Below are 13,129 nucleotides of genomic sequence, written 5' to 3'. Positions count from 1 at the left end.
GGATGTGTATGAGTGAGAAGCTATCTGTACAGAAAATCATCCGCTATGGGGCTGTATTTCTGGTATTCGTGGCAGCCGCGTGTTTCCTGGTTCTTCAGGGAACAGACATTAGGACTGTGTGGGAGGCTCTGGCAAAGACCTCGGTGCCGTTTCTTATTGGAGGAGTTCTGATGGCGGAGGTATTTCACCTGGCGGAAGGAATCAACCTGAGGATTATGCTTCGATCCTTCGGTCATCCTGTCACATTTTGGCAGGGCATGAAATATGCTTACATTGGCTTCTTTTTCAGCTCTATCACGCCTTCCTCTACAGGAGGCCAGCCGGCACAGCTCTATGCCATGAAGAAGGACGGAATTGAGCTTTCCCATGGGACGCTGGCGTTAATTGGAGAACTGACAAGCTTCCAGATTGCAGTATTCTTCATGGAGATTATGGCTGTGGCAGCGATGATACAGGGAAAGGTGACGCCTCAGGGAGAACTTTTGGTACTGGCGGCGTTGGGCTTCCTGATTAATATCCTGTTTATTACAGGGCTTTTGTCGGTGATGTTTTCCCGTCGGCTAAAAGATAAGCTGCTTCGTCTCCTATATGGGGCAATCAACCGGTTCCCTGTAAAGAATAAGAAGAAATGGCAGGAAAAACTAGACGAGACATTTTGTGATTTTCAGACTTGTGCAGATTTAATTCGCAGAAAACCACGATTGATGGGGAAGGTATTTTTGGTCAGCTTAATTCAGGTAATCTGTTGGTTCAGTATTCCCTATATGGTCTGTCTTGCTATGGGAGAGCAGGGCTTAGCCTACCCTCAGATTTTCCTGCTGCAGACAGTGCTGTTTATGACGACCGCGCTGCTTCCCTTTCCAGGGGCAGCGGGAATCAGTGAATATGCATTCATAAGGCTGTTCTCCGGTGTATTTACAGAGAATCCTTTGGCGGCTGCGACTCTGGTAAACAGAGGAATCAGCTTCTATTGTCTGCTGCTGATCAGCGCGGTAATGATGGTGTTTCTATGGAGGTATAAGGGCAGAAGGAAAATGTCGAAATTTGTCTAAGAGAATTTCTTGCAATCTGGTATGAAGTATATTAATATAAAATTGGACAGCGGAGAGAGGATGATACATTCCGAACAAGGAGAATCCCAGATTTATTTTTCCGCATTTCATAACAATCCTAATTCTTGCGAGCAATCTGCCAAGGCGCAAGTCCTCTTGACCTTGGCGAATCGCGAGAGTCAAATCATCTGACCACATCGGTCGAGTAGATCACAAGACATGAAGCAGTCACATATATTTTATTGGACGAATTCCACTAGTCTGAAGGGAATACCTTGCTGGACGAAGTCCACCTACCCGAAGGGCATGTATTACGGTGTGCCCTTTAGGGATATCTTATTGGACAAAGTCCAAAGCCTGCAGGGCACGAAGGATTCTGTGTCCATTTAGGAAAGAGAAAGGAGTTTTGAATGTCATTTAGTACAGTCTTGTCTGCCGCAATCAGGGGACTTTACGTCGAGCTGGTCCATGTGGAGGCAGATGTAAGCAGCGGTCTGCCTATGTTCCACATGGTAGGCTATCTTTCGTCGGAGGTGAAGGAGGCTTCTGAGCGGGTCAGGACGGCAATTCGTAATTCGGGGATTCAGATGCCTGTAAAGAAAATGGTAGTGAACCTGGCGCCGGCCACAGTAAGGAAGAAGGGGGCCTCCTTTGACTTGCCGATTGCGCTGGCGGTTTTAGCCTCAATGGGGATTTTTTCGGGAGAACAGCTTAAGGATACGCTGGTAATTGGGGAATTAAGCCTTGATGGGAGCGTCAAAGAGGTGGCGGGGGTGCTTCCCATCGTGATGCGGGCCAGGGAGGAAGGGGTCAAAAGATGTATTCTTCCGAAGCAGAATATTCAGGAGGGAGAGTTGGTTCAGGGGATAGAGCTTTTTGGGGCGGAGCATCTCTTAGAAGCCTGTCGTTACCTAAGGGGAGAGCAGAAGGTATTGGCTGTCACAGGAGGCATGAGACAGGAGGTAAGTAAGGAAAACAAGGAGGATAAGGTTGATTACAGTGATATTAAGGGGCAGGAGGCAGTAAAGCGTGCAGTCGAGGTGGCTGTGGCAGGAGGTCACAACCTGCTGATGGTGGGACCGCCAGGAAGCGGCAAGTCTATGATGGCAAAGCGGGTGACCACCATACTGCCGCCGCCTTCTTCTGAGGAGAGTATTGAGATTACCAAGATTTACAGCGTCCTTGGCATGGTTGACAAGGAGTATCCGCTGATAACAGGGAGACCCTTTCGCAGTGTCCACCACACGGTAACCAGGTCTGCTTTGATTGGAGGCGGTATGTTACCGGTGCCGGGAGAGATAAGTCTCGCCCATGGCGGGGTGCTGTTTTTAGATGAGCTGGCAGAATTCCCCAAGCCTGTGCTGGAGGTGTTAAGGCAGCCGTTGGAGGAGAAGCAGATTCGGATTACAAGAAGCCAGGGGAATTTTGTGTTTCCAGCGAATTTCATCCTAATCTGTGCCATGAACCCATGCCCCTGCGGAAATTATCCGGACTACAACCGATGTACCTGCACGCAGGCGCAGATTCAGCAATATCTTGGGAAAATCAGCCAGCCCTTTTTAGACCGAATCGACATCTGTGCGGAGGCTCCTAGAATCCAGTATGATGCTCTTGCCGGTAAAAAGAAACAGGAGAGTTCAGCCGTTATCCGTGACAGAGTATGCGCTGCAAGGGCAATACAGCAGAAGCGGTACAAGGATAGAGGGATTTTATGTAATTCCATGCTGGGTGTCAGTGAATTAAGAGAAGTCTGCCGGCTCGGAAAAAAGGAGGAGCTGTTGATGCGTAAGGCTTTCGTATCCCTTGGGCTTACGGCAAGGACTTATCACAAGATTCTTAAGGTGGCAAGGACCATTGCCGATTTGGACGCAAGTGAGAAGATTGGGGAAAACCATCTGAAAGAAGCTATTGGATACCGGATGTTGGACAAGAAGTATTGGGGGAGGTGACAGGCGTTGAAGTATGAATATTGGCTTGCGGCGATTTCCTGTTTGTCAGATTCTAAAAAAAGATTGCTGAGAGAAGAATATAAAGAGGGGAGAGCTGTATATTATATAGAAGAAATGCAGTTAAGACGTCTTCCATTCCTTAAGGATAAGGAAGTAGAAGGGATTCTGGCGGCAAAGAAAGAGATAAAACTCCAAAGAGAATGGGAGAGGCTGATAGAGAAAAACATCCGGTTTGTCCCTTATTTCTCAGAAGAATATCCAAAGAAGCTCTCGCAGATTGGGGATGGGCCCTATGCATTGTATGTAAAGGGGAAGCTTCCAAAGGAAGGTAGTCTAAGCGTGGCAATCGTGGGTGCCAGGAAATGTACGCCCTATGGCGAGGAGATGGCTCTGGATTATGGAAAATATCTGGCAGAGCATGGAGTCCAGGTAATCAGCGGAATGGCAAGAGGGGTTGACGGAGCAGGCCATAGAGGGGCGTTAAACGGAGGCGGAGTAACCTTTGGCGTACTGGGCTGCGGTGTGGATATCTGCTACCCGCGGGAGAATATTGGACTGTACATGGATATCCAGAAAAGAGGCGGCGTGATTTCTGAGCAGCTTCCGGCGAAGCCGCCCCTTCCTATGTATTTTCCCATGAGGAACAGAATCATCAGCGGTCTGTCGGATGTTGTGCTGGTGATGGAGGCCAGGGAGAAAAGCGGGTCCTTAATTACAGCGGATCAGGCTTTAGAGCAGGGGAAGGATGTCTATGCACTTCCGGGCCCTGCCACAAGCCGGCTGAGTCTGGGCTGCCATTCTCTGATTCGCCAGGGTGCAGGTATCCTGATATCGCCAAAGGATTTACTGACAGAACTGGGAATTGGGGGAAAGGAGTTAGAACAAAAATCAGACAAAATTGAAAAAATGCTTGAAAATGACGAAAATGTGGTGTATAGTTGTCTCGGTTTCTTCCCAAAGGGGATCAGCCAGCTAATAGAAGAAACAGGACTTAGTGCGCCTGTTCTGATGCAGGAATTGATTTCACTTGAGCTTAAAGGCTGTATACGGGAAGTGTCGAAGAATTATTATATTAGAGTCCGCTGAGGAGTTTCGTTTCTCAATGCGGGCAAATGCTAGTTTTTAATGGAGGAAGCAAGGCTATGGCACGTTATCTTGTAATCGTGGAGTCACCCGCTAAGGTGAAGACAATAAAGAAATTTTTAGGGAGTAGTTATGTGGTGACTGCCTCCAACGGGCATGTGAGAGATCTCCCTAAGAGCCAGCTTGGAGTTGATGTGGAGCATGATTATGAGCCGAAGTATATTACAATTCGGGGGAAAGGAGATATTCTTGCCGGACTTCGCAGGGAAGTCAAGAAGGCAGATAGAGTCTATCTCGCGACTGACCCTGACCGTGAAGGTGAGGCGATATCGTGGCATTTGAGCAAGGCGTTAAAGTTAGAGGATAAAAAGACATATCGGATCAGTTTTAATGAGATTACAAAGAATGCGGTAAAAGCGTCTTTGAAAAATGCAAGGGAAATAGATATGGATCTGGTGGACGCCCAGCAGGCAAGGAGAATCCTTGATAGGGTCGTGGGTTACAAGATTAGTCCCTTATTGTGGGCGAAGGTAAAAAGAGGCTTAAGCGCCGGACGGGTTCAGTCTGTGGCCCTTCGGATTATAGCCGACAGGGAGGAGGAGATTAATGCATTTATTCCGGAGGAATACTGGACTCTGGATGCGAACCTGAAAGTGGAGGGGGAGAGAAAACCTCTTACGGCTAAATTCTATGGTACAGACAAAAAGAAGATGACCATACGCTCCAAAGAGGAGTTGGATAATATCCAAAAAGAGATCGAGGGAGCAGATTATACCGTAGAAGACATTAAAAAGAGTGAGAGGACGAAGAAGGCGCCGGTTCCATTTACCACCAGTACCTTGCAGCAGGAGGCGTCAAAAGCATTGAATTTTGCTACTTCTAAGACCATGCGGATTGCACAGCAGCTTTATGAAGGCGTTGACATTAAGGGGAATGGTACGGTAGGTCTCATTACCTATCTTCGTACAGATTCCACCAGGATATCCGAGGAAGCAGACGCCACTGTGAGAGAGTATATCGGCGCGAATTACGGGCAGGAGTATGTGGCAGCAGGAGAGGCAAAGAACGGCAGCGGGCATAAGAACATTCAGGATGCCCATGAGGCAATCCGTCCTACGGATGTGAGCCGCACACCGGTGGCAATGAAGGAATCCTTAAGCAGAGATCAGTTCCGTCTGTATCAATTAATCTGGAAACGGTTTGTGGCAAGCCGGATGCAGCCTGCAAGGTATGAGACAACCTCTGTCCGGATTGGAGCGGGGCAGTACCGGTTTACGGTAGCGGCGTCGAAGATTGTCTTTGAGGGCTTCCGGTCTGTCTATACGGAATCCGGAGAGGAAAAAGAGGAGAATAACGTACTGCTTAAGAGTCTGGATAAAGATTCCAAGCTTACGAAGATTGATTTTGAGTCAAAACAGCATTTTACACAGCCACCGGCGCATTATACAGAGGCGGCGCTGGTAAAGACCCTTGAGGAATGGGGAATCGGGCGTCCCAGTACCTATGCGCCTACCATCTCTACCATCATAGCCAGACGTTATGTGGCTAAGGAAAATAAAAACCTGTATCTGACCGAAATTGGGGAAGTGGTCAACAACATAATGAAGCAGTCCTTTCCCAGCATTGTGGATGTGAATTTTACTGCCAATATGGAGAGCCTTCTTGATGGTGTCGCAGAAGGGAAGGTAAACTGGCGGACAATTATTGAGAATTTTTATCCTGATCTTGAGGAGGCTGTAGAAAAAGCAGAGGAAGAACAGGAGCAGGTGAAGATTGAAGATGAGGTGACGGATGTGGTCTGTGACCAGTGTGGACGTAATATGGTCATCAAATACGGGCCTCACGGACGTTTTCTTGCCTGTCCGGGATTTCCAGAGTGCAGAAACACCAAGCCTTATCTTGAGAAGATCGGGGTTCCATGTCCTGTGTGCGGCAAAGAGGTGGTGCTGCGCAAGACGAAGAAGGGAAGAAAATATTACGGGTGTGAGGATAATCCGGAATGTGATTTCATGTCCTGGCAGAAGCCTTCACTTAAGAAATGTCCTCGGTGCAATAGTTATATGGTTGAGAAGGGGAACAAACTTCTATGCAGCGATGAACAGTGCGGATATGTAGAAAATATCGAAAATAAAGAAAATAACAAGAAATAAGTAAGAATTGCGAAAAATAATTTGGATATTCATTGAAAAAAATAGAATTGTATGATAACATTACTTGCAAAGGATGGAGGTATGTCAATGAGTGTACAATTATTAGATAAGACCAGAAAGATCAATAAATTACTGCACAATAATAATTCAAGTAAGGTAGTATTTAATGATATTTGTGAAGTACTTACTGAAATCTTGGATTCTAATGTGCTGGTAGTGAGCAGGAAGGGAAAGGTACTTGGAGGAAGCAAGTGCGGCAATGTACCGTATATCAAAGAGCTGATTGAGCAGGAGGTAGGCAGTCATATTGATCCGATGCTTAATGAGAGGCTGTTGAGTATCCTGTCAACTAAGGAAAATGTGAATCTGCAGACCCTTGGATTTTCAGGAGGTGCGGTACAAGGATATCAGGCAATCATCACTCCGATTGATATTGCGGGAGAACGTCTTGGAACGCTGTTCATCTATAAGAAAGAGCAGATGTATGAGATTGATGATATTATTTTAAGTGAATATGGAACTACAGTGGTTGGTTTGGAGATGCTTCGCTCTGTGAATGAAGAAAGTGCGGAGGAGAGCAGGAAGGAGCATATTGTGCAGTCAGCCATCAGTACACTGTCATATTCGGAGTTGGAGGCAATCATCCATATTTTTGAGGAATTGGATGGCACGGAAGGAATCCTGGTGGCAAGCAAGATTGCAGACAGGGTGGGGATTACCAGGTCCGTGATTGTCAATGCCCTTCGTAAATTCGAGAGCGCGGGAGTGATTGAGTCGCGCTCATCAGGAATGAAGGGAACTTACATCAAGGTAGTGAATGATTATGTATTTACAGAATTGGAACATATTAAGGCAGAACGTATGAAATAGCTGATTTATGCTTTTTGTATGTAAAGAGGAGAGCAAAAGTATGTATGAGGGATGCCGGGCGGATATCAGGATGAACCGGATGGTGCTCAAAGAGGGCAGGTTTGACGAGAAGGTTCATCACTGCAGCATTATCACGTATAAACCGGAGGAAGAATGCATATACTTGGTAGCAGAGGATACGGAGGTTACAGAATTTTCGCTGGACGGAAATTATGAATGTAGGATTAAGATGTCGAAAGGGGACACGGCATGTATCGGCTCCATTGTGGAAAGATACTGGAACAAGGCGGGAAGGGTGTTAAAATTCCGTATTAAAAATGGATTTTATAAAAATCTTGTAAACTAAATATAAAGTGTGTTGACAAAGTCATAAGAGAGTGCTATTTTATTACTAGAGTTTTTTAGCACTCTCTTTTTGTGAGTGCTAACAAAAAAGCAGATATAATTAAAGGAGGCATAAATTATGAAGTTAGTACCATTAGGAGACAGAGTTGTATTGAAGCAGTTGATTGCAGAAGAAACTACTAAGTCAGGAATCGTGATTCCCGGACAGTCTAAGGAGAAGCCGCAGCAGGCAGAGGTTATTGCAGTCGGACCTGGCGGAACCGTAGATGGGAAAGAAGTGAAGATGAATGTATCAGTTGGACAGCAGGTAATTTATTCCAAGTATTCAGGAACAAACGTTGAGGTTGATGACGAAGAATATATCATTGTAAAGCAGGATGATATTCTTGCAATCTGTGAGTAACCATTATCTTAACAGGAATTCAGTAATTATATTATAGGAGGAGTAACAATTATGGCAAAGGAAATCAAATACGGCGCAGAAGCCAGAAGCGCACTTGAATCAGGAGTAAATCAACTGGCAGATACAGTAAGGGTAACGCTTGGACCAAAGGGACGCAACGTTGTTCTGGATAAGTCCTTCGGCGCACCATTAATCACCAATGACGGTGTGACGATTGCAAAAGAGATTGAGCTTGAGGATGCATTTGAGAACATGGGAGCTCAGCTTATCAAAGAAGTTGCATCTAAGACCAATGACGTTGCAGGCGACGGAACAACAACTGCCACTGTACTTGCACAGGCTATGGTGCATGAGGGAATGAAGAACCTGGCAGCAGGCGCGAACCCGATTATTCTGCGCAAGGGTATGAAGAAGGCTACTGATACAGCGGTAGAGGCAATCGCGAAGATGTCAAGCAAGTTAAAAGACAAAGACCAGATTGCAAGAGTAGCCGCAATTTCAGCAGGCGACGATGAAGTAGGCGAGATGGTTGCCGACGCAATGGAGAAGGTTTCCAACGACGGCGTTATTACGATTGAAGAATCTAAGACCATGAAGACTGAGCTGGACCTGGTAGAAGGTATGCAGTTTGACCGTGGATATGTATCTGCTTACATGGCTACAGATATGGATAAGATGGAAGCAGTTCTGGAGGACCCGTATATTCTGATTACAGACAAGAAGATTTCCAATATTCAGGATATCCTTCCACTGTTAGAGCAGATTGTACAGTCCGGCGCAAGATTACTGATCATTGCCGAGGACGTAGAGGGCGAGGCTCTTACCACATTGATTGTCAACAAGCTGCGTGGAACCTTTAACGTAGCGGCAGTTAAGGCTCCGGGATATGGCGACAGAAGAAAAGAGATGCTTAAGGATATTGCAATCCTGACAGGTGGTCAGGTTGTATCTGACGAGCTTGGAATGGATCTGAAAGAAACCACCATGGACCAGTTGGGACGTGCGAAGTCTGTTAAGATTCAGAAGGAGAACACCGTTATCGTTGACGGTCTGGGCGACAAGAAGGAGATTGCTGACCGTGTTGCACAGATTAAGATGCAGATTGAGGAGACCACTTCTGATTTCGATAAAGAGAAGCTTCAGGAGAGACTTGCGAAGCTGGCGGGCGGCGTTGCAGTAATCCGTGTGGGCGCTGCGACTGAGACAGAGATGAAGGAAGCAAAACTCCGTATGGAGGATGCTCTTGCAGCAACAAGAGCAGCAGTAGAAGAAGGAATCATTGCAGGAGGCGGTTCTGCATATATCCACGCAGCAAAAGAGGTTGCTGCTATGGCAGAGAAGTTAAGCGGAGACGAGAAGACAGGCGCTAATGTTGTATTGAAGGCGCTGGAATCCCCATTATTCCACATTGCAGCCAATGCCGGACTGGAAGGCTCTGTGATTATCAATAAGGTAAAAGAGTCCAAAGCAGGCGCAGGGTTCGATGTACTGACAGAGAACTATGTGGATATGGTAGAAAGCGGAATTCTTGATCCGGCTAAGGTTACAAGAAGCGCTCTGCAGAATGCAACAAGCGTTGCATCTACACTTCTGACAACGGAATCTGTTGTTGCTAATATTAAAGAAGAAACTCCGGCTATGCCGGCAGGCGCAGGCGGCGGAATGGGCATGATGTAAGAGTTGTGTTTGCCGCAGCCAGTGTATAAGATTTTGAGGACTTCTCGTATGAGGAGTTCTCTTTTTCTATACCCGAAGGTTATGCTTTACGGTGTGCCTTTGGGTATACTTTGGGTATACTTTTGATGGACGGTTGCACAGTTGTGTGAGGTATGATACAATAATATAAATCACATTACAGGGTAAGATATTTTTACGCTTTCCCAATAAAGACTAGGGAGGACTAGAGGATGAATGATTTTTATACAGAACAACTGGTAAAAAAGCAGACAGATATGAAGGATATTTTGATTAAGGCAATATTAGTTTCAGCCACTATTGTTTCATTTGTAATTATAATGATGTACCCTATTGGGCTGCTCCTTCCAATCATTATGATTGTATTTGATGTGTTTATGTTCCGTCGGCTCAATGTGGAGTATGAATATTTATTTTTGAACGGTGATTTAGATATTGACAAGATTATGAATAAGTCAAAGAGAAAGAAAGTGTTTAACGCCAATGTATCCGATATGGAGCTGCTGGCGCCAGTTGATGCAGCAGAGCTTAGTCAGTACCGGAATGCGAGAACGCTGGATTTTTCTTCCCACACCGGACAGGCGAAGATGTACGCCCTGGTGTTGTCCGGACAGGGTGAGACCCGTAAGGTAATCTTTGAGCCCAACGAGACGATTGTGGAGGGCTTCTACATGCTGGCGCCAAGGAAAGTAATACGATAGAAATCATTGGAAGAAGTCTGAAAAAATCTGTAACAATGCAGCCGAAAGGCTGAGCTGTTCAAAAGTCTGAAAAAGTATAAGAAATCAGTTGACAAATGCTATCATAATTAGTTATGATAGCATTTAAATATATTAAGATATATGTTTCCAATGCTACAAATTTTAAGAGAAAGAGAGGAATGAAAATCATGGGAAAGATTATCGGAGAAGGAATTACATTTGATGACGTTTTGTTAGTGCCGGCATATTCAGAAGTAGTTCCGAATCAGGTAGACCTGTCAACCAATTTGACAAAAAGCATTAAACTGAATATACCGATGATGAGTGCGGGGATGGATACAGTTACAGAACACCGGATGGCCATTGCCATGGCTCGTCAAGGGGGAATCGGTATTATTCATAAGAATATGTCCATGGAGGCGCAGGCGGAAGAAGTGGACAAGGTAAAACGTTCCGAGAATGGTGTAATCACGGACCCGTTCTATCTGTCACCAGAGAATACTCTGGAGGATGCCAATAATCTGATGGGAAAATTTCGGATTTCCGGTGTTCCGGTTACGGAGAATGGGAAGCTGGTTGGCATTATTACAAACCGTGATTTAAAGTTTGAAGAAGATTTCTCTAAGAAGATCAAGGAGTCTATGACCTCCGAAGGTCTCATCACAGCCCATGAAGGGATTACATTGGAGGAAGCCAAGACCATACTTGCCAAGGCAAGGAAGGAGAAGCTTCCAATCGTAGATAAGGATTTCAATCTAAAAGGCCTAATTACCATTAAAGATATTGAAAAACAGATTAAATACCCATTGTCTGCCAAGGATTCACAGGGACGTCTTCTGTGCGGAGCTGCAATCGGGATTACCGCAAACTGCTTAGAGCGTGCCAGGGAGTTGGTGAATGCAAAGGTGGATGTGGTGGTCATGGATTCTGCCCACGGACATTCTGCAAATGTAATCCGCACAGTGGACATGGTAAAATCCAAATTCCCAGAGCTCCAGGTAATTGCCGGAAATGTGGCCACGGGCGAGGCGGCTGAAGCATTGATTAAGGCGGGCGTGGATGCAGTAAAGGTAGGAATTGGTCCAGGCTCTATCTGTACGACGCGTATTGTGGCAGGAATCGGTGTACCACAGATTACAGCAGTTATGGATTGCTATGAGACAGCGGATAAATACGGCATCCCGATTATTGCCGACGGTGGAATTAAGTATTCTGGAGACATGACGAAGGCCATTGCGGCAGGAGCCAATGTGTGCATGATGGGAAGCATTTTTGCCGGATGTGATGAAAGTCCGGGAACCTTTGAGCTGTTCCAGGGCAGAAAGTACAAGGTATACCGCGGCATGGGCTCTATTGCGGCCATGGAGAACGGAAGCAAAGACCGATACTTCCAGTCTGACGCAAAGAAGCTGGTGCCGGAAGGCGTGGAAGGACGTGTTGCATATAAGGGAACAGTGGAGGATACGGTATTCCAGTTGATGGGCGGTCTTAGGTCCGGTATGGGCTACTGCGGCGCACATACAATTCAGGAATTGAAGGAGAACGGAAAATTCGTGAAGATTTCTGCGGCATCCTTAAAGGAGAGCCATCCTCACGATATACATATTACCAAAGAGGCTCCGAACTACAGTGTAGACGAGTAAGGTTACGAAAGTATATCCAAAGCATCTCTATGATGGACAGGCAATATATTTGCTTGGAGAATTGGTTACAGGAGAGAGGTTATTAAATGAAAAGGGATTTTGGAACGACGACAAAGGGAGAGCATGCTGCATTATATACATTAAAGAATAAGAAGGGTATGGAGATTGCAGTCTCGGATTATGGCGCTGTGCTTGTGAAGGTTCTGGTTCCTGACAGGGATGGCAATCTGGTTGATGTGGTTCTTGGTTATGATGATGTGAAGGGCTATGAGGCGGGAACGCTGTATTTTGGCGCTACGGTGGGAAGGGTAGCCAACCGTATCGGGGGCGGGTCTTTTGAGCTGAATGGAAAGACCTATAAGCTTACGCAGAACGATAACCAAAATACTCTCCATGGCGGAACAGAGTATTATGACAAACGGATGTGGAAGGTGGAGGCGGCAGACGAAAGCCACGTTAGCTTAGTTCTTCACAGTCCTGACGGTGATCAGGGATTTCCAGGAGAGATGGATATCCATGTGACCTACACGCTGACCGAAGAAAATGAGGTGAAGCTTCATTATCATGCGGTTCCTGACAGGGATACCTTGCTGAATCTTACGAATCACAGCTATTTTAACCTTTCCGGACACGCTTCTGGAAAGGTTCTTGATCAGGAGGTCATAATCTGTGGGGACGCGTACACCAGGGCAGATAAAGAGTCCATACCCACCGGCGAGCTTGTCTGCGTTGAGGGAACGCCCATGGATTTTCGGAAAGGGAAGCCAATCGGCAGAGACATTGAGTCAGACTATGAGGCACTAATATTCGGGCAGGGCTATGACCATAACTGGGCGCTTGACGGGAGGGGAAGCCGTCAGGCTGCAGCCATGTATTCGGAACAGAGCGGAATTGAGATGAAGGTGTACACAGACCTTCCGGGTATGCAGTTTTATACCGGAAACTTTATTGAGAGCGAGAGGGGCAAGAAGGGTGCAGTCTACAGGAAACGACAGGCGGCATGTTTTGAGACACAGTATTTTCCGGACGCTGTGCATAAGGAGGCGTTTGAGGGGCCTGTGGTAAGGGCAGGGGAAGTCTACGACACTGTCACAACCTATCAATTTTCCCAAAGATAACTGTGTCGGTCTTTCCGTCTGAAATGTAGGAATGAAACAGCAAATGGGCTGTCGGGATGCGTTATGAAAGGTCATTTCCCGATGGCTCTTTTTTGCTTGGGGCGGCAGACTTTTTCACCT

General features: G+C 46.3%; 11 protein-coding genes. All 11 read left to right on the top strand.

The features are described from left to right. The first annotated feature begins 8 nt into the window (after window positions 1–8). Window positions 9–1,052, top strand: coding sequence for a lysylphosphatidylglycerol synthase transmembrane domain-containing protein (locus GN277_RS16810; protein WP_159752019.1), 1,044 nt, complete (start codon window positions 9–11; stop codon window positions 1,050–1,052). A 410-nt stretch (window positions 1,053–1,462) separates the two neighbouring features. Then, window positions 1,463–3,001: a YifB family Mg chelatase-like AAA ATPase gene (locus GN277_RS16805; RefSeq protein WP_159752018.1), complete on the top strand. Its 1,539-nt coding sequence runs from the start codon at window positions 1,463–1,465 to the stop codon at window positions 2,999–3,001. A gap of 6 nt (window positions 3,002–3,007) precedes the next feature. Continuing rightward, window positions 3,008–4,087 (top strand): DNA-processing protein DprA, encoded by a 1,080-nt coding sequence (gene dprA, locus GN277_RS16800; RefSeq protein WP_159752017.1) that lies wholly within the window; start codon window positions 3,008–3,010, stop codon window positions 4,085–4,087. A gap of 56 nt (window positions 4,088–4,143) precedes the next feature. Next, entirely contained in the window at window positions 4,144–6,234 is a 2,091-nt protein-coding gene (topA, locus tag GN277_RS16795) for a type I DNA topoisomerase (RefSeq protein ID WP_159752016.1), read from the top strand. An 87-nt stretch (window positions 6,235–6,321) separates the two neighbouring features. Then, the gene (codY, locus tag GN277_RS16790; RefSeq protein ID WP_159752015.1) at window positions 6,322–7,104 is read left to right on the top strand and encodes a GTP-sensing pleiotropic transcriptional regulator CodY; all 783 of its coding nucleotides are present in this window, start codon (window positions 6,322–6,324) and stop codon (window positions 7,102–7,104) included. Window positions 7,105–7,144: 40 nt separating this feature from the next. Further along, window positions 7,145–7,450: a hypothetical protein gene (locus GN277_RS16785; protein WP_159752014.1), complete on the top strand. Its 306-nt coding sequence runs from the start codon at window positions 7,145–7,147 to the stop codon at window positions 7,448–7,450. Between the two features lie 117 nt (window positions 7,451–7,567). Further along, window positions 7,568–7,852: a co-chaperone GroES gene (locus GN277_RS16780; RefSeq protein WP_159752013.1), complete on the top strand. Its 285-nt coding sequence runs from the start codon at window positions 7,568–7,570 to the stop codon at window positions 7,850–7,852. A 51-nt stretch (window positions 7,853–7,903) separates the two neighbouring features. Further along, window positions 7,904–9,529 (top strand): chaperonin GroEL, encoded by a 1,626-nt coding sequence (gene groL, locus GN277_RS16775; protein WP_159752012.1) that lies wholly within the window; start codon window positions 7,904–7,906, stop codon window positions 9,527–9,529. A 230-nt stretch (window positions 9,530–9,759) separates the two neighbouring features. Then, the gene (locus tag GN277_RS16770) at window positions 9,760–10,248 is read left to right on the top strand and encodes a DUF6106 family protein (protein WP_159752011.1); all 489 of its coding nucleotides are present in this window, start codon (window positions 9,760–9,762) and stop codon (window positions 10,246–10,248) included. Between the two features lie 188 nt (window positions 10,249–10,436). Continuing rightward, window positions 10,437–11,891 carry an IMP dehydrogenase gene (gene guaB, locus GN277_RS16765; protein WP_159752010.1) on the top strand — a complete coding sequence of 485 codons (1,455 nt, stop codon included), beginning with the start codon at window positions 10,437–10,439 and terminating at the stop codon, window positions 11,889–11,891. Window positions 11,892–11,977: 86 nt separating this feature from the next. Further along, a complete protein-coding gene (locus GN277_RS16760) occupies window positions 11,978–13,009 on the top strand; it encodes an aldose epimerase family protein (RefSeq protein ID WP_159752009.1) in 1,032 nt (343 codons plus the stop codon). Window positions 13,010–13,129: the final 120 nt, after the last annotated feature.

The sequence above is a fragment of the Sporofaciens musculi genome (assembly GCF_009830285.1).
Lineage (GTDB): Bacteria > Bacillota > Clostridia > Lachnospirales > Lachnospiraceae > Sporofaciens > Sporofaciens musculi.
This window is presented reverse-complemented; position numbering and strand designations above follow the sequence as displayed.